Genomic DNA, 15,772 nt, shown 5'->3' with positions numbered 1-15,772 from the left:
CCCGCCTGACAGGATCGTCATATGACTGATCATCTGACCGGACGGGTCGCGGAGCGCCCCGCCGAGAGGCATGCCGACGACCGTGCGGACGGCGACGCCGACAGCCATGCGGACGGCCACGCCGACGGCCACGCAAACGCGCGCGACCGGGCCTGGGCCGAGCTGGTGGCGACCGCGCGCAGGACCACCGCGGAAGGGCTCGTCGTCGGCACGTCGGGCAACGTCTCCGTACGGGTCGGGGACGAGGTCCTCGTCACCCCGAGCGGGGTGCCGTACGACCGACTCACCCCCGGCGACCTGGTCGCCGTCGACCTCTCGGGACGCCAGGTCTCCGGCCGGCTCGGCCCGACCAGCGAGCTGCCGCTCCACCTGGAGATCTACCGCACCACGGACGCCTCCGCCGTGGTCCACACACACGCCGTCCACGCCACCGCCGTCTCGACCCTCGTCGCCGAACTGCCGCTGATCCACTACATGGCGGCGGCCCTCGGCGGCCCGGTGCGGGTCGCCCCCTACGCCACGTACGGCACCCCCGAACTGGCCGCCCACATGCTCGACGCCCTGCGCGACCGTACGGGCTGCCTGCTCGCGAACCACGGCACCGTCACCTACGGCGACTCCCTGGACCGGGCGTACGACCGCACGGCCCAGCTGGAGTGGATGTGCCGCGTCTGGCTCACGGCGTCCTCCGTCCCCGGCCGCACCCCGGCCCTGCTCTCCGACGCCCAGGTCGCCGAGGTCGGCGAGAAGCTCAAGGGCTACGGCCAGAAGCTCAAGGGCCGAGGCCAGAAGCCCTGAGCCCCGGGGGGCGTGCCCGCGCACCCCGGAGCCGCCGCCCGCCGCCCTGACGGCCCCCGTCCGGTGGCCGTCCGCCGCCGCCGTACCGACACTGAGGAGATGCGCCCGGCAACTGTGACGGCAGCGGCCGTCTCCACACTCATCGGTGTCGGCGCGGCCGCGGTGGCGGCCGGCCGGTACGCCAGCGATGCCGCGCTCAAGGCATCGCCCGGGCGGCCCCTGCCCGGAGACCCCTGGCTGACCGTGCACGCCACGGCCCCCGGACACGTCACCCTGACCCGCTGCCTCGCCTCCGTGCGGCCCGGCACCTACGGACTCGAGGCCCCCGGCCTGCACGCGGTCGTCGGGCCCGTCCTCGACGGGGAGGCGCGCGACGCCGACACCGTCGTACGGCGGCTGGAACGCGTCAGCCGGGGCACGCTCTCGCCCGGCGCGCGCGTGCGGCTCACCCCCCAGCTGTACAGCGGCGACCCCACCACGGCCCTCGGGATCGACCACAAGGACGTGCTGATCCCCGGTGAACTGGGCGCGCTCCCCGCGTGGTTCGTACCGGGGGAGCGCGAGACCTGGGTGATCACCGCCCACGGCCTGGGCACCACCCGCGAGCACCCGCTGAACCTCCTGCCGTTCCTCACCGGCCGGCGGTTCCCGGTGCTCGACCTCGCCTACCGGGGCGACGCGGGCGCGCCCCGCTCCCCGGACGGCCTCGGCCACCTCGGCGACTCCGAATGGCGCGACCTCGACGCGGCAATCCGCTACGCCGTCCGGTACGGCGCCGAGCGGGTGATCCTGTACGGCTGGTCCACCGGCGCCTCCATGGCGCTGCGCGCCGCCGCGGACTCCACGCTCACCGCGCGGATCTCCGGCCTGGTGCTCGACTCGCCGGTGCTCGACTGGGAGTTCACGCTGCGGGCGCTCGCCTCCGCCCGCCGGGTCCCGGCGGCGCTGATGCCGCTCGCCGTCAGGGCGGCCCAGGGGAGCACCGGACTGCACGGGAACCGGCTGCGCCAGGCCGCGGACCCCCGGAACCTGCGGGTCCCGACCCTGATCTTCCACGGCCCCGGCGACGTCCTCACGCCCTGGGAACCCGCCCGCGCCCTCGCCGCCCACCGGCCGGAACTGATCTCCCTTCACCCTGTGGCGCACGCCCCGCACGGCGCCATGTGGAACGCCGATCCCGAGGACTACGAGGAAACCCTCCGCCGCTTCCTCGTCCCCCTGATGTAACGGACGCCCCACCACCCCCGCGAGCCGTCCGCCGCGACTCCGGAAGCGCGCTTTCGCCCCATCCGTACCACTCCGTTGACCTCGTGGGAGGGGCTCCCTCCACCGGGCCAGGAGCGAGGGGAGAGGTTCCGTTTGGGCTTTCGGGCAGTCACCGGGAAGACTGCCCCCGTGACGTCCCGAAAGCCTGATGAGCAATTGGCGCGCAACTCCAGACTCCGACTTGTCACCCCGAGGCCGTTGACCACGGCACGACGGGCTGTGACCGACGGGCGCGGCCGCCCCGCACCCCGGCCGCCCGAGGGCACTCCGCCACCGGCGGAGCTGGCCCGTCAGGCGAGGGCCGTCCTCGCCGACGCCGTACGGATCGCCCGCTGGGCGGCCGCCGACCGCGACCCCGGAGCGGGTCATCTCGCCGCCCACACCCAGGAACGGGCCTCGGCCGCGCTGGACCTGACGGCGGAACAGGTCAGGGCGAGCTGGGACCGCGCCCGGCTGGCCGGACTGGTCGAACTGCACGGCGGGACCGTGCGCCCCGGCTGGCGGCTCCAGGCCTGGGACCGCGACGACAGCGCCGTCCTGCGCGGCTGGGTGGCGCTCTTCGACGCCTGGTCGCTCATCCACCCCGCCCCCGACGACGTCGCCCCCGCGACCGTCGCCGAGGTGGTCGAGGCCGTCCCGCAGGTGCTCTCCCTGTTGCAGCTGTCCGCCGGCCCCGTCACCGCCCCGGCGCTGCTGGACCTGCTCCAGCAGCGCGTCGCCGAACTCCACGAGGAGCGCTGCGAGGTACCGGAGGTGCCGTACGGCCCCGAGGGCGCGGAAGCGTCCGGCGCGGACGGCACGACGGAGCCGGCCGACACCACGGACGCTCCGGACGCCTCCGGCGTCTCCGACGAGGCGCTGCTGCCTCCCCTCCTCGACTGGGCCCTGGAGGGCCTGGCCGCCGTCGGCGCGCTGACGCTGGGCAAGGGGCAGGCCACCCTCACCCCCCTCGGCAACTGGGCGGTGTGGGTCAAGCTGGAGCAGATCTGCGTCGCCGCCCAGAGCCCGGCGGGCAACATCGAGCAGCACGCCCAGGACATGCTCCGCGGCTGCGCCCGGCTCACCCCGGGACCGGCCCGCGCCGAATACCGCGCCTGGCTCGCCGCGCGCACCGCCGGGAGCGCCATCACCGAACTGCTCGCCGTCGCCCGCGGCGAGGACGCGCTGCTGCGCGGTCTCGCCTTCGAGGCGCTGCGGGTCGTCGGAGCGCCCGCCGAGCCGTCCGTACGGGCCGCGGTGAACGACACGTCCCTGCGGCCGTACGCGCTCCTCTGGCTGGCGGAGTACGAGGGCGCCGACCCGGACGACGCCGCCGACGTCCTGACCCGTGAGGAGGCGACCTGGCTCTGGGTCGACACCGCGGCGGCCGTCGCCGACCACGGGGAGACCGACCTGCTCGTACGGCACCTGGAGTCCGCCGTCCAGGGCACGGTCCCCGCCCTCCTCAGGGAGGTCAGGGCGATCGGCCACCCCCGTACCGTCCAGGTCCTGGTCGCGCTCGCCGCCGCGCACCCGGACCCGGCCCTCGCCAAGGCCGTGCGCCGGGCCGCGTTCCAGGTGCACACCGGGGGCGCCTGAGCCCCGTCCGTCCAGGTGGTGACCCCGCCCGTCCGGCGGGGCGCCCCCGCTCAGCCGGCCGGGGCGGTGCTGGGGGCGTACGTACCAAAGCTCCATACGTTCCCCTCCGCGTCGCGCGCCGTGTAGTCCCGCGCGCCGTAGTCCTGGTCGGTGGGCGGCATCAGGATCTCCACGCCGTGCTCCACGGCCCGCGCGTGGTGCGCGTCCACGTCCTCGGTCACGACGTAGATGCCCGCCGGCCCGGAATCGCCCATGGCCCGGGCGAAGACCCCCTCCCTGCCCTTGGACCCCAGCATCACCATGCCGTTGCCACAGGCCAGTTCGGCATGGAGCACGCTGCCGTCCTCACCCTCGTACACCCGCACCTCGGTGAAGCCGAACCCCTCCGTCAGCGTGCGGATGGCGGCCTTCGCGTCCGCGTACAGGACGGTCGGGACGACGCTCGGTTTGCCGGTCATACGGCTCACTCCGTTCATGGGGCTCGTGTGCAGGGCTCGAATGTGACCTGGATCTCAGTCTGGCACCCCCCACTGACAACGCACCCCGGCCCCGGAGCCGGTCCCCGGGCTCCCGCGCGAACCCCGCCCAGACAAAGCAGTTGCGGGGCCCCGGTAGACTGGTGGCTATGGCACTTCTCCTTGTGCATTAGCCGGCGTCGAAGACTCTCCTCCGCCTGCCCTCTTCCGCCGTCCATACCGCCTTGGAGTCTTTCCGTGATCACCGCAACCGGCGTAGAACTGCGCGCCGGAGCCCGCGTCCTCATCGAGTCCGCCTCGTTCCGCATCGCCAAGGGGGACCGCATCGGTCTCGTCGGGCGCAACGGCGCCGGGAAGACCACCCTCACCAAGTGCCTCGCCGGCGAGGGGATCCCGGCCGCAGGGTCCATCACCCGCTCCGGTGAGGTCGGCTACCTCCCGCAGGACCCGCGCACCGGCGACCTCGACGTCCTCGCCCGCGACCGTGTCCTGTCCGCCCGCGACCTCGACTCCGTCCTGAGGAAGATGCGGGAGAACGAGGAGCGGATGGCCAACGGCCAGGGCGCCACCCGCGAGAAGGCCATGCGGAAGTACGAGCGCCTGGAGACGGAGTTCCTCACCAAGGGCGGGTATGCCGCCGAGGCCGAGGCCGCCACCATCGCCGCCGCGCTCGGCCTGCCCGACCGGGTGCTCGGCCAGCCCCTCCACACCCTCTCCGGCGGTCAGCGCCGCCGGATCGAGCTGGCCCGCATCCTCTTCTCCGACGCGGACACCCTCCTCCTCGACGAGCCCACGAACCACCTGGACGCGGACTCCATCGTCTGGCTGCGCGACTACCTCAAGAGCTACCGCGGCGGCTTCATCGTGATCTCCCACGACGTCGAGCTGGTCGAGACCGTCGTCAACAAGGTCTTCTACCTCGACGCCAACCGCGCCCAGATCGACGTCTACAACATGGGCTGGAAGCTCTACCAGCAGCAGCGCGAGTCGGATGAGAAGCGCCGCAAGCGCGAGCGGGCCAACGCCGAGAAGAAGGCCGCGACCCTGAACTCCCAGGCCGACAAGATGCGCGCGAAGGCCACCAAGACCGTCGCCGCGCAGAACATGGCCCGCCGCGCCGAGCGGCTGCTGTCCGGCCTGGAGCAGGTGCGCCAGTCCGACAAGGTCGCCAAGCTCCGCTTCCCCGAGCCCGCGCCCTGCGGCAGGACCCCGCTGACGGCGGAGGGCCTGTCCAAGTCGTACGGCTCGCTGGAGATCTTCACCGACGTCGACCTCGCCATCGACAAGGGCTCCCGGGTGGTTATCCTCGGCCTCAACGGCGCGGGCAAGACGACGCTGCTGCGGCTCCTGGCCGGCGTCGAGAAGCCGGACACCGGGGCGGTCACCCCGGGCCACGGCCTCAAGCTGGGCTACTACGCGCAGGAGCACGAGACGCTGGACCCCGAGCGCTCCGTCCTGGAGAACATGCGCTCCTCCGCGCCCGACCTGGACCTGGTCGAGGTCCGCAAGACGCTCGGTTCTTTCCTCTTCTCCGGCGACGACGTCGACAAGCCCGCCGGGGTCCTGTCCGGCGGCGAGAAGACCCGGCTCGCGCTGGCCACCCTCGTCGTCTCGGCGGCCAACGTGCTGCTCCTCGACGAGCCGACGAACAACCTCGACCCGGCCAGCCGCGAGGAGATCCTCGGGGCCCTGCGTACGTACAAGGGCGCCGTCATCCTCGTCACGCACGACGAGGGGGCCGTCCACGCGCTGGAGCCCGAGCGGATCATCCTGCTGCCCGACGGGGTCGAGGACCTGTGGGGCGCCGACTACGCGGACCTTGTGGCGCTCGCCTGAGGCTCCCCGCTCGCGTGGGGCGGGGTTCCCGAGGGGGGCCGCGCCCGGTGATCCACATCCGGTGATCCACTCCCGATGGATCATTCGGCTCAGCGGTGATCCTTCATCTGAGTGAGACGGTCTCGTACTCCGGCGCGTCGTGCGGCGGACCGGACCGTACGCGGCCCCGCGCTGGCCATTTTCCGACATCAGGCGCCTGACCTGGGCCTTCGGGCAAAGAACGGGTCAAGTGGGGCCGCGGCCCTGTCCGGAATTCGGCCAGAACTCGGCATCCCTCGCGTACGCGACCCCCGAAGCGCGCCCAAGCTCGTCGTACGGACCTTGCCGAATGGGTGGCCAGGACGGCGCCAAGGGGTGATCATGAGAAGTCCAGAGCGCACTTCCCACGAGGAGGCACGGGTGGCCGAGACTCTGAAGAAGGGCAGCCGGGTAACCGGCGCCGCGCGCGACAAGCTCGCGGCAGACCTGAAGAAGAAGTACGACAACGGTGCGAGCATCCGGGCGCTGGCCGAGGAAACGGGCCGCTCCTACGGATTCGTCCACCGGATGCTCAGCGAGTCCGGAGTCACACTCCGGGGACGCGGCGGAGCGACGCGAGGCAAGAAGGCCGCTGCGGCCTGACGACCGAGCGTGGCTCCTCCCGGCCACCGGTTCGGTGGTGCCCACCCGGCCGACCGCGGTGTCGGCCTGGTGGTTACTGTGCAGTCACTTAGCTCGAACGGCTGACTGCCCGAACCGGAGGCGCCCCATGACTTCGCTCGATCCAGTACTCGACAAGGACGGCGTACGGCTCACCGTCGAGGACGCGGTCGCCACGGTGACGTTGACCAACCCGGCCAAGCGCAACGCTCAGTCTCCCGCTCTGTGGCGGGCGTTGTCGGAAGCCGGACGGTCGTTGCCGGGCAGTGTGCGGGTCGTCATCCTGCGCGGCGAGGGCGTGTCCTTCTCCGCCGGGCTCGACCGGCAGGCGTTCACGCCCGAGGGGTTCGACGGGGAGCCTACTTTCCTCGATCTCGCGCGCGAGTCCGACGAGGCTCTCGACGCGGCGATCGCCGGGTACCAGGACGGATTCACCTGGCTGCGGCGCAACGACCTCGTGTCGATCGCGGCGGTCCAGGGGCATGCCATCGGGGCGGGCTTCCAGCTCGCCCTGGCGTGTGACCTCCGGGTGGTGACGCCCGACGTCCAGTTCGCCATGCGCGAGACCAGCCTCGGCATCGTCCCCGACCTCACCGGCACGCATCCGCTGGTGGCGCTGGTCGGGTACGCCCGCGCGCTGGAGATCTGCGCGACGGGCCGCTTCGTCCAGGCGGCGGAGGCCGAGCGCACCGGGCTCGCCAACCTCGTGGTCGGTACGGACGAGCTCGACGCGGCGGTGAAGGACCTGGCGGCCGCGCTGCTGGCGGCGCCCCGCGACGCCGTGATCGAGACGAAGGCGCTCCTGGCGGGCGCGGCGGGCCGCACCTTCGACGAACAGCGCGCCGCCGAACGCGCGTCCCAGGCACGCCGCCTCCGCGACCTGGCGGGCCTGTCGGACTGACGCCCCGCGCGCCTGCGCCCTGACGGGCGTGGGGCCAAGGGAGCGGCGACGCCACACGGGGCCGTTGCCGACCCCCTTCGGTCGCCGCCGAGCGTACGGGGGCCGTGCCCTTCGTCCGTACGGGCTCCACGAGCGGCGCGTGCCGTACGCGAGGGGTCGCGCCCCGGCGCCCTGGCCCTTGTGGGGCGTGGCCGAGCGGGACGTACGCACGGGGGGCGTGCCCTTCGCCCGAGAGTTCCGCCGCCCGCCGCGTACGGCTCCGGGCTCGCGCCCGCCCCGTACGGCTCCGGGCCCGCGCCCGCCGCGTACGGAAGCCGCGCCCCCCGTACGCCCCTCAGCTCTCGGCCGGCCCGTGGTCGGCCCGCGCGGTCTCGCGTGTCACCCCCACCGCCGTCACCAGCACCGTCACCGGTGACGGGCCCGTCGTGGAGACCGCCTCGCGGACCGCCCGGGCCACCGTCGGCGCGTGGTGGCCGGGGGACGTCGCCACCTCCACCCGTACCTGGTCCCAGGTGACGGTCACCGCCGCGCCCAGGGTCCCGGTCAGGTACGCGACCCCCGGCACCCCGGCCGCCGCCCGGGCCGCCTCGCCCCTCTCCGCCACGGCCCGTACCCCGACCGGCCCAGTGGGCGCCGACTTTCTGACGGACTCCGCCCCCGGCCCGGCGGCCGGCTCCACCAGGCCCGTGATCCGCAGGTCGACCTCCACCACGTCCAGCCCCAGCCGCTCCTCCGCCGCCCCGGCCAGCACCTCGCGCAACCGCTGCGCCACCACCATCAGCGGCTCACCCGTCGTCGCCGTGAACTCCCCGTCGATCCGCAGCGGTACGGCGGCCGCCGCGCCCGGTGGCGGGGGCACCACGGGCAGCCCGGGCCCGTCCCGGTCCGCCGGGGAGAGCCACAGCCGCCCCAGCGACGCGCCCGGCACCGCCACCGCCGCGCGCCGCAGTTCCGCCGTCGCCGCCTGCTCCGTCACCCAGATTCCCTCGGACGGCCCGCCCGAAGGGAGCAGCCGGCCCAGACTCAGCCGGTGCCGCACCGCGGCCGTCCATCCTGGGGAGCCCTGGCCGCCGGTGCCCCGGTCCGGGGTGTCCGAGGGGCCCTGGCCGTCCGTGCTGTGCGCTGTCGTCATGACCCCAGCCTGCCGTATGTACGGTGCGTAACCGCACAAGCACCCCTAATGTGTGCAAAGGAGTCCATCACCGAGCGGAAAGGGCGAATGGCGATGTCAGACACCGCATCCCGCAATCAGAACGAGCCTTCCGTCAGGGAGGGGGTGGGCGACGAGGGACGAAGAGGGGTTTCCGCGGGCAGGCGCGGCGGCGGCGCCCCCGGCTCGCGCGGCCGTACCACCATCGCCGACGGCGTGGTGGAGAAGATCGCCGGTCTCGCGGCCCGCGACGTGGTCGGCGTGCACGCCATGGGCAGCGGGATGTCCCGCACCTTCGGCGCCGTCCGCGACCGGGTGCCCGGCACCGGGTCGTCCAAGTCCGTCAGCCGGGGCGTGAAGGCCGAGGTCGGCGAGGTGCAGGCCGCTCTCGACCTGGAGATCGTCGTCGACTACGGCGTGTCGATCACCGACGTCGCCCGGGTGGTCAGGGAGAACGTCGTCTCCGCCGTGGAGCGGATGACGGGCCTGGAGGTCGTCGAGGTCAACATCGCGGTCAGCGACGTCAAGCTGCCCGACGAAGAGGACGACGACGACTCGGAGACACGAGTCCAGTAAAGGGGTGGCGGAGACGGACGCGAAGCGGAGAAGGAGCGCACGATGAGCATGGCGATGGTCGGTGTGTTGGCCGGGATTGCGCTCGGGTTCGCCGGATATTTCGGCGGTTTCGGAGCGTTTGTGGTGGTGGCCGTGCTGGGCGCGGCCGGGTTTGTCGCCGGGAAGTTCGCGGACGGCGATCTGGAGCCCGGCGACTTCTTCCGCAGCCGCGACCGCGACGGCCGGCGGCGGTGATCCCACGTGGCCGGTGACCAGGTGGTGGCCGCCGAGCGCGGGGTGACGACGATCGCGGACCGCGTCGTGGCGAAGATCGCCGCGCGCGCCGCGAGGGAGGCGCTCGACCGCGTACCGGAAGGCGGGGAGGCACCGCACGCCTCGGTGACGGTGCATCACGGCGCCGCGCGGGTGCGGGTCGGTCTGGAGCTGGACTATCCCTCCGACATCGGCGCCCGCTGCGGCGCCGTGCGGCAGCGGGTCGCCCAGCGGGTGCACGGGCTGGCGGGTGTGGAGGTGGCCGAGGTGGTGGTCCAGGTCGAACGCCTGTACTCCGTCCACACGCGGGGCACCGAGCGGGGGAGGATCCGATGAGCGAACCGCGCAACGAGCCGCACGAGCCGCACGAGCCACACGGGCCGCACGAGCCGCATGCAACGCACGAGCCGCATGCGTCGCCCGCGTCGCCCGCATCGCACGAGTCGCCCGCGTCGCACGCGCCCAGCGGCTCCCACAGGGCGGACGGGCGACACGGCCAGGAGGGCGGCGTCGACCTGGCCAAGCACGGCGAGGGAGGCGGTGCCCCGCCGGTCGGCGGGTCCGTCCGGGCCGCGGGCCACGAGCTGCGGCCCTCCCCGGACGGCGCCACCGTCTCCGGCGGCCGGGCGGGCCGCTTCTGGTCCGCGCGCCGGATCCCCGCCGCCATCGCCGCCGCGATCATCCTCGGCGCCGCCGGGCTGGTGCTGTACGACGTCGCGGCGGTACGGGCCGGGCACCACGCGATGTACTGGCGCCGCAGACTGGCCGAGGAGCTGGCCGAACAGCCGCTCGACGAGACGTGGCTCATGCTCTCGGCCTGCGTGGCGATGGCACTGGGCGTCTGGCTGATGCTCCTCGCCCTGACCCCGGGCCTGCGCGCCCTGCTGCCGATGCGCCGCGACTTCGGCCACGTACGGGCCGGGCTCGACCGGTCCGCCGCCGCGCAGGTGCTGCGCGACCGGGCCATGGAGGTCTCGGGCGTACGGTCCGCGCGGGTCCGGGTGCGCCGGCGCAAGGCGCGGGTCCGCGCCCTGTCCCACTTCCGTGAACTGGACGACGTACGGGCCGATCTGGACAGCGCCCTCGGCGCCGGCCTGGGGGAGCTGGGCCTCGCCAGGCCGCTCGCCCTGTCGGTACGGGTCCGCAGGCCCAAGAAGAAGGGGTGACCGGATGAGCCGGCGCGGCGAGAGGCGCGGGACGGACCGTCAGGCGAAGAAGGAGCAGAAGGAACAGAAGCAGTGGCAGGCGAGGCAGGCCAGGAGGGCGAAGCACGAGCAGAGCGAGAAGAAGGCGGGCCACGGCCACGGGGGCGCGTCCAGGCCGGGCCGTACCGGCGGGGTGTTCCGGATCGTCAACCGGGTCCTGCTCGGTCTCCTCGGCCTGGTGCTGCTCCTCGCCGGGGGTGTGGTGGTCGCCCAGGGGCAGGGCTGGTCGGTGCCCGGCTGGTGGCCGTACAGCGGACCCCATGACGTCCTGCTGACCCGTCACAACCGGCAGCGCTACCGCGACGACGGCTGGTGGTGGCCCGTGATCATCGCCGCGCTCACGGTCATCGTGGTCCTGACGCTGTGCTGGCTGCTGGCCCAGTTCCGGCGGGCGCGGCTGGCCGAAATTCTCGTCGACAGCGGCGACGGCGAAGGTGCGCTGCTGCGCGGGCGGGCCCTCGAAGGGGTGCTGGAGAGCGAGGCGGGGTCCCTCGATGGAGTGGCGCATGCGCGCGCCAGGTTGACGGGCCGTCGGACGGCCCCCGCCGCGCGGGTCCAGCTCCTGCTGGAGCCGCACGCCGATCCCGGCGGCGCGGTGAACCGCCTGACGGACGAGGCGCTGGCCCACGCGCGCGGCTCCGCCGGGCTGGAGGCGCTTCCCGCGGAGGTCAGACTGCGGGCCGCCAAGCATCGCCCCGAGAGAGTGAATTGACGGAGCGTGCCCGACCGGTAACGCATCTGGCGTCTCTGTGGCCCCATTCGTCCCAGAGTTTCTGATTCTCCCGTTGACTGGCCCTACGGATCACCGATAGGGCTATACGGCGGCCCGGAGCGGCGGCCGGATTCTCTGTGGCCCGTTTCGGCCGGTGATCCGTGCGACGACGGTGATCCGCGCGACGACAGTGAAACGGCGACGACAGTGATGTGACGGGGTTACAGCTATGGCAAGTGGTGCCACTGCCGGTCCACGGCGGTGTGAGTGATGCCCGTTCCGTGGTGGCGGCAGAAACGGCGGGTGGAGAGCGCCCTGGCCGAGGCGCAGTCCGTGTTCGACGCGCGCCTGGCGTACGGCGAGAGGCTCCAGCAGGACCGGGTGGCCGCCCTGGAGGGCGAGATCGCCCGGCTGGGCGCGGAACTGGCCGGGAAGGACGACCTGGTGCGGTCGGTCGTCGCCGAGGTGCGCCACACGGCCGTCACCCGGCTGCCCGAGCTGGCGATGGCCACCGCGCACCCCCACGTGGTGGTCCCCGGGCTGCGCGACGGACAGCTGGCCGGCTCCGAGGTGGACGTGTCGCTCGGACAGGTGCTCGACCAGGTGCGGCAGCTGGTCGTGGACGAGCGGGTACGGGGCGACGACGCGGCCAAGGCCGTGATGCGGGGCGTCATGGGCAAGCTCCAGGCGCTCCACTACCGGCAGCAGACCTTCCTCCAGGGCATGCAGGAACGGTACGACCATCCGGACGTGGCCGAGGACCTGGTGCGCCTGGACGAGCTCAACGAGCTGAACCTCCGGCTCGTCCAGGGCCTCGCCGTGATGTGCGGGCGGTGGCCGGGGCTGGCCCGGGGCGACTCGCCGGTGCAGGGCATCGTCAAGAGCGCCGCCGGGCGGGTGGTCGGCTACCAGCGGATCGCGCCGCCCAGCTACCACGTCCGCGGCCGGCTGGGGGTGGTGGCCCGCGCCGTCGAACCGCTGGCCATGGTCCTCGCCGAGCTGCTCGACAACGCGCTCAGCCACTCCCCGAGCAACATCGACATCGAGGTGGAGGTGAAACACGGCGCGAGCGGCTGCACCTTCTTCATCACCGACTGGGGACTGGGCATGGAGGCGGACGAGCTGGCGCGGGCCAACGGGCTCGCCGCCGGCGACCTGGCGCTGCTCTTCACCGAGCTGGAGGGCGAACCGCCCGGCATCGGCCTGCCGGTGGCCGGTGCCATCGCCCGGCAGTACGGGCTGCGCACCGTCCTGGAACGGGCCCCGTACAGCAACGGGCTGCGCGCCGCCGTCCTCGTACCGGAGTCACTGCTGATCATGGTCAAGGAGGACTCGGCGGCGCCGAACACGGTGTCACCCAACGTGCCCTCCCCACGCGTTCCGATCCTGGGCGACGAGGAGCCGCTTCCCGTGCATGTTTCCGCGTACACCCCCGCCACGGGCCCGGGCGGTCTGCCCCAGCGCAGGGGGATGCGCGCCCGGGCGGCGGCCGGCGCGGCCGGCGGCGTCCCCGACGCGCCCGGTGCGCCGGATCCCAGTCCGGCGGAGAACCAGAGCCGGTGGGCCGCGGTCCAGTCCGGCACGGCGGCCGGCCGCGCCGCCCCGGACCAGCCCGACCACCCCTCCGAAGAAGGACAGCCATGATGATCGATGGACGCCGTGAGCCGAAGCTCCGGACGACGGACGAACCGATGTCGTGGGTGCTCGAACCGCTGATGGACATCCCGCACGTACGGCACGGCGTGGTCCTCGCCTCCGACGGCCTGGTCCAGGGGCGCTCCACGAACCTGCCCCGGGTGGACGCGGAGGGCGCGTCGGCGATGCTCGCCGGCATCATCTCCTCCTCCCGCGGCCTCCTCGGCGCCTTCGCGGGCTCCGACGGCCCGGAGGACGTACGGCAGGTGGTCGTCGAGGGCCACCACGGCTACGTGTTCCTCACCGGCGCCGGCCGCAACGCGGTGATCGCCGTCTACACCGACACCGACGTCGACCTGGGCGTCGTGGCGCACGAGGTACAGGTCCAGGTGAAGAAACTGGGCCGCGCCATGAGCACCCCGGCACGCCAGCACGGGAGCGGCGCCGTGGGTGCGGTGTCATGACCCCGGAACGGGCGTCGAGGCCGCTCGTACGGCCCTACGTCGAGACCGGCGGCCGGGCCAGGGCCGAGCGCTGCGCGCTCGAACGGATCACCCTGCTCCACCGCGTCGGCGGCGAACTCCCCCGCGGCCTGAGCGACAAGCAGCGCGAGGCCATGGAGCTGCTCAGGGCCGGTGCCCTGTCCCTGGTGGAGACCGCCTCGTACCTGCGGCTGCCCGTCTCGCTGTCGAAGGTCGTGCTGGCGGACCTCATCGCGGCGGGATGCCTCAAGGCCCGCCCGCCCGCGCCCCTCGCGGCGCAGCACGACCCCGAGATGCTGAGAAAGGTGCTCGATGGACTTCGCCGGGCCAAGTCCTCTCCGTGAGGCCCCGCACAGCCCGCCCCCGGCCCGCCTGCCCGAGAACGCCCTGATGCTCAAGGTGGTGGTCGCCGGCCCGTTCGCGGTCGGCAAGACCACCTTCGTCAGCGCCGTGTCCGAGATCCAGAGCCGGCACACCGAAGAGCTGATGACCCAGGCCGGCGCGCTGGTCGACGACCTGGACGGGGTCGACGCCAAGACCCACACCACGGTCGGCACCGACTTCGGCCGGCTCACCCTGGACGACCGCCTCGTCCTGTACCTGTTCGGCAGTCCCGGGCAGAAGCGGTTCCGCGTCCTGTGGGACGACATCGTCCGCGGCGCGCTCGGCATCCTGGTGCTGGTCGACACCGGCAGGCTGGACGCCGCGTTCGAGGTGATGGACATGGTGGAGGCGGCGGGGCTGCCGTACGTCGTCGGCGTCAACCGGTTCCCCGCGTCCCCGGTCCACTCGCCGGACGACGTCCGGGTGGCGCTCGACCTGCCGCCGGGCACCCCGGTCGTCGGCATCGACGCCCGGGACCGCGACGCCTGCCTGGACGCGCTGATCACGATGACCCAACACGTCCTGTCCCCGCTGGAGATGGTGTGACCACCTCGCTGACGTCCGACCTGACCCGGCTGTACGGCCCCGAGTTCGCCGCCGACGCCTACGGGATCTACCGGCGGCTGCGGGCCGTCGGCAAGGTGGTGCCGGTCGAGTTCGCCCCCGGGGTCCCGGCCATGCTGGTGACGGACTTCGACACCGCGCTGGAGGTCCTGTACGGCACCGCCCTCTGGTCCAAGGACCCGCGCCCCTGGCAGACGACGCACATGCCCGCCGACTCGCCGCTGCTGTCCATGCTGGGCTACCAGCGCAGCCCGATGTTCACCGACGGCGAGGAACACGCCCGGTACCGGGGGGCGGTCTCCGACAGCCTCGGCCGCTTCGAGCCGCACGTGCTGCGCGGCATGGTGCGGCGCAGCGCCGACCGGCTCATCCAGGGGTTCGCGGCGCGGGGGGAGTGCGATCTGGTCGCGGAGTTCGCGATGGGGCTGCCGGTCCTGCTGTTCAACGAGATGTTCGGCGTGCCCGACCGGGAGAGCACACGGCTCGCCACCTCGATCGCCGCGTTCACGAGCGCGCACCAGGAGCAGGCCAAGGTCGCCTGGGACGCCTATCTCGGGTACATCGGCGAGCTGGTCGACCTCAGGGTGCGCGAGCCGGGGCAGGACCTGACGTCCTGGCTGCTGTCCCATCCGGCGCGGCTCACCACGCAGGAGGTCGTGGAGGAGCTGCTTCTCTTCGTCGGCGCGGCGTACGAGCCCACGAGCGGGCTGATCGCCAACAGCCTGCACCGCATGCTGACCGAGGACCGGTACTACAGCACGCTCACGGACGGGGCGCTGACCGTGCACGACGCGCTGCGGGTGGTGCTCTGGAAGCAGGCGCCGGTGGCCAACTACGGGGCGCACTACCCCCGTCGGGACACCGTGCTGGCGGGGGTGCCGGTCCCGGCGCACAGCCTGGTCCTGATCTCCTTCGCCGCGATCAACGACGGGCTGGCGCCCGAACGGCCCGAGGAGGCGGGGAACGGGGGCCGTTCGCATCTGGCGTTCTCGGCGGGGCCGCACGCCTGTCCGGCGAAGGATCCGAGCGTGCAGATCGCGGTGACGGCCGTGGAGCGCCTCACGTCGTGGCTCCCCACGCTGGAACTGGCCGTCCCCGCCTCGGAGATCGTCTGGCGCCCGACGGGCTTCCTCCGCGCGCTGACCCGCCTGCCGGTCCGCTTCACCCCGATCCACCCGGACCAGGAGGGAACCACTCCGTGGACGTCCCCGGCGTCGGCGTAGCCCTAGGGCGTGTCCGCAAAGTGGGGTCTGGCTCGCGGCGTCTGGCACGCGCGCTCGCGGCGTTGTCGGACCCACCCCGTACGTCCAGTACGGGG

18 protein-coding genes are annotated in these 15,772 nt (G+C 73.3%); 16 read left to right on the top strand and 2 right to left on the bottom strand.

Translation table 11 applies throughout. From position 1 onward, the window contains the following. Positions 1–21: 21 nt before the first annotated feature. The 3 genes from ACIODU_RS29275 (at position 22) to ACIODU_RS29265 (ending at position 3,642) form a co-directional block, all read left to right on the top strand. Positions 22–798 (top strand): class II aldolase/adducin family protein, encoded by a 777-nt coding sequence (locus ACIODU_RS29275; RefSeq protein ID WP_401771322.1) that lies wholly within the window; start codon positions 22–24, stop codon positions 796–798. Positions 799–897: 99 nt separating this feature from the next. After that, entirely contained in the window at positions 898–2,025 is a 1,128-nt protein-coding gene (locus ACIODU_RS29270; RefSeq protein WP_401771319.1) for an alpha/beta hydrolase, read from the top strand. A 258-nt stretch (positions 2,026–2,283) separates the two neighbouring features. Continuing rightward, entirely contained in the window at positions 2,284–3,642 is a 1,359-nt protein-coding gene (locus tag ACIODU_RS29265) for a hypothetical protein (protein WP_401771316.1), read from the top strand. A gap of 50 nt (positions 3,643–3,692) precedes the next feature. Here ACIODU_RS29265 and ACIODU_RS29260 read toward each other — a convergent pair whose 3' ends face one another. After that, positions 3,693–4,100, bottom strand: a complete 408-nt coding sequence (locus ACIODU_RS29260) for a VOC family protein (RefSeq protein ID WP_356432033.1) — start codon at positions 4,098–4,100, stop codon at positions 3,693–3,695. Positions 4,101–4,355: 255 nt separating this feature from the next. Between ACIODU_RS29260 and abc-f the strand changes: the two genes are divergently transcribed. From abc-f to ACIODU_RS29245, 3 genes are all read left to right on the top strand, one after another. Continuing rightward, positions 4,356–5,954, top strand: coding sequence for a ribosomal protection-like ABC-F family protein (gene abc-f, locus ACIODU_RS29255; RefSeq protein ID WP_401771313.1), 1,599 nt, complete (start codon positions 4,356–4,358; stop codon positions 5,952–5,954). 399 nt (positions 5,955–6,353) lie between these two features. Continuing rightward, the gene (locus ACIODU_RS29250; protein WP_208298717.1) at positions 6,354–6,575 is read left to right on the top strand and encodes a helix-turn-helix domain-containing protein; all 222 of its coding nucleotides are present in this window, start codon (positions 6,354–6,356) and stop codon (positions 6,573–6,575) included. A gap of 127 nt (positions 6,576–6,702) precedes the next feature. Next, on the top strand, positions 6,703–7,494 hold the full coding sequence (locus ACIODU_RS29245) for an enoyl-CoA hydratase/isomerase family protein (RefSeq protein WP_356432035.1): 792 nt from the start codon (positions 6,703–6,705) through the stop codon (positions 7,492–7,494). Between the two features lie 334 nt (positions 7,495–7,828). On the opposite strand, the gene ACIODU_RS29240 is transcribed toward ACIODU_RS29245, so the two are convergent. Beyond that, the gene (locus tag ACIODU_RS29240; protein ID WP_401771310.1) at positions 7,829–8,626 is read right to left on the bottom strand and encodes a hypothetical protein; all 798 of its coding nucleotides are present in this window, start codon (positions 8,624–8,626) and stop codon (positions 7,829–7,831) included. Positions 8,627–8,719: 93 nt separating this feature from the next. On the opposite strand from ACIODU_RS29240, the gene ACIODU_RS29235 reads away from it, so the two are divergent. The 10 genes from ACIODU_RS29235 to ACIODU_RS29190 all read left to right on the top strand — a co-directional run bounded on the left by ACIODU_RS29235 (position 8,720) and on the right by ACIODU_RS29190 (position 15,677). After that, entirely contained in the window at positions 8,720–9,220 is a 501-nt protein-coding gene (locus ACIODU_RS29235) for an Asp23/Gls24 family envelope stress response protein (protein WP_356432039.1), read from the top strand. Positions 9,221–9,262: 42 nt separating this feature from the next. Continuing rightward, positions 9,263–9,454 carry a hypothetical protein gene (locus ACIODU_RS29230; protein WP_161308280.1) on the top strand — a complete coding sequence of 64 codons (192 nt, stop codon included), beginning with the start codon at positions 9,263–9,265 and terminating at the stop codon, positions 9,452–9,454. 6 nt (positions 9,455–9,460) lie between these two features. Further along, complete coding sequence (locus ACIODU_RS29225; protein WP_356432041.1) at positions 9,461–9,808, top strand: hypothetical protein; 348 nt, start codon at positions 9,461–9,463, stop codon at positions 9,806–9,808. A 179-nt stretch (positions 9,809–9,987) separates the two neighbouring features. After that, positions 9,988–10,638 (top strand): DUF6286 domain-containing protein, encoded by a 651-nt coding sequence (locus ACIODU_RS29220; RefSeq protein WP_401771461.1) that lies wholly within the window; start codon positions 9,988–9,990, stop codon positions 10,636–10,638. Positions 10,639–10,810: 172 nt separating this feature from the next. Continuing rightward, positions 10,811–11,389, top strand: a complete 579-nt coding sequence (gene amaP, locus ACIODU_RS29215; protein ID WP_401771458.1) for an alkaline shock response membrane anchor protein AmaP — start codon at positions 10,811–10,813, stop codon at positions 11,387–11,389. A gap of 270 nt (positions 11,390–11,659) precedes the next feature. Then, the gene (locus tag ACIODU_RS29210) at positions 11,660–13,033 is read left to right on the top strand and encodes an ATP-binding protein (protein ID WP_356432043.1); all 1,374 of its coding nucleotides are present in this window, start codon (positions 11,660–11,662) and stop codon (positions 13,031–13,033) included. Beyond that, positions 13,030–13,488: a roadblock/LC7 domain-containing protein gene (locus ACIODU_RS29205; RefSeq protein WP_237530489.1), complete on the top strand. Its 459-nt coding sequence runs from the start codon at positions 13,030–13,032 to the stop codon at positions 13,486–13,488. The genes ACIODU_RS29210 and ACIODU_RS29205 overlap by 4 nt, the downstream gene beginning before the upstream one ends. Further along, on the top strand, positions 13,485–13,850 hold the full coding sequence (locus tag ACIODU_RS29200) for a DUF742 domain-containing protein (protein WP_327237212.1): 366 nt from the start codon (positions 13,485–13,487) through the stop codon (positions 13,848–13,850). Before ACIODU_RS29205 ends, ACIODU_RS29200 begins: the two co-directional genes overlap by 4 nt. Continuing rightward, on the top strand, positions 13,819–14,436 hold the full coding sequence (locus ACIODU_RS29195) for an ATP/GTP-binding protein (protein ID WP_161307545.1): 618 nt from the start codon (positions 13,819–13,821) through the stop codon (positions 14,434–14,436). Before ACIODU_RS29200 ends, ACIODU_RS29195 begins: the two co-directional genes overlap by 32 nt. After that, on the top strand, positions 14,433–15,677 hold the full coding sequence (locus ACIODU_RS29190; RefSeq protein ID WP_356432047.1) for a cytochrome P450: 1,245 nt from the start codon (positions 14,433–14,435) through the stop codon (positions 15,675–15,677). Before ACIODU_RS29195 ends, ACIODU_RS29190 begins: the two co-directional genes overlap by 4 nt. Positions 15,678–15,772 lie beyond the last annotated feature (95 nt).

This window comes from Streptomyces sp. NPDC088261 (genome assembly GCF_044740805.1).
Taxonomy (GTDB): domain Bacteria; phylum Actinomycetota; class Actinomycetes; order Streptomycetales; family Streptomycetaceae; genus Streptomyces.
This window is presented reverse-complemented; position numbering and strand designations above follow the sequence as displayed.

Bases quoted from the DNA above. Each gene is read 5' to 3' on its own strand.
- ACIODU_RS29245 (WP_356432035.1), top strand. From the start codon at position 6,703: ATGACTTCGCTCGATCCAGTACTCGACAAGGACGGCGTACGGCTCACC.
- ACIODU_RS29270 (WP_401771319.1), top strand. From the start codon at position 898: ATGCGCCCGGCAACTGTGACGGCAGCGGCCGTCTCCACACTCATCGGT.
- ACIODU_RS29275 (WP_401771322.1), top strand. From the start codon at position 22: ATGACTGATCATCTGACCGGACGGGTCGCGGAGCGCCCCGCCGAGAGG.
- ACIODU_RS29235 (WP_356432039.1), top strand. From the start codon at position 8,720: ATGTCAGACACCGCATCCCGCAATCAGAACGAGCCTTCCGTCAGGGAG.
- ACIODU_RS29260 (WP_356432033.1), bottom strand. From the start codon at position 4,100: ATGACCGGCAAACCGAGCGTCGTCCCGACCGTCCTGTACGCGGACGCG.
- ACIODU_RS29230 (WP_161308280.1), top strand. From the start codon at position 9,263: ATGAGCATGGCGATGGTCGGTGTGTTGGCCGGGATTGCGCTCGGGTTC.
- ACIODU_RS29205 (WP_237530489.1), top strand. From the start codon at position 13,030: ATGATGATCGATGGACGCCGTGAGCCGAAGCTCCGGACGACGGACGAA.
- ACIODU_RS29210 (WP_356432043.1), top strand. From the start codon at position 11,660: ATGCCCGTTCCGTGGTGGCGGCAGAAACGGCGGGTGGAGAGCGCCCTG.
- ACIODU_RS29195 (WP_161307545.1), top strand. From the start codon at position 13,819: ATGGACTTCGCCGGGCCAAGTCCTCTCCGTGAGGCCCCGCACAGCCCG.
- ACIODU_RS29200 (WP_327237212.1), top strand. From the start codon at position 13,485: ATGACCCCGGAACGGGCGTCGAGGCCGCTCGTACGGCCCTACGTCGAG.
- ACIODU_RS29240 (WP_401771310.1), bottom strand. From the start codon at position 8,626: ATGACGACAGCGCACAGCACGGACGGCCAGGGCCCCTCGGACACCCCG.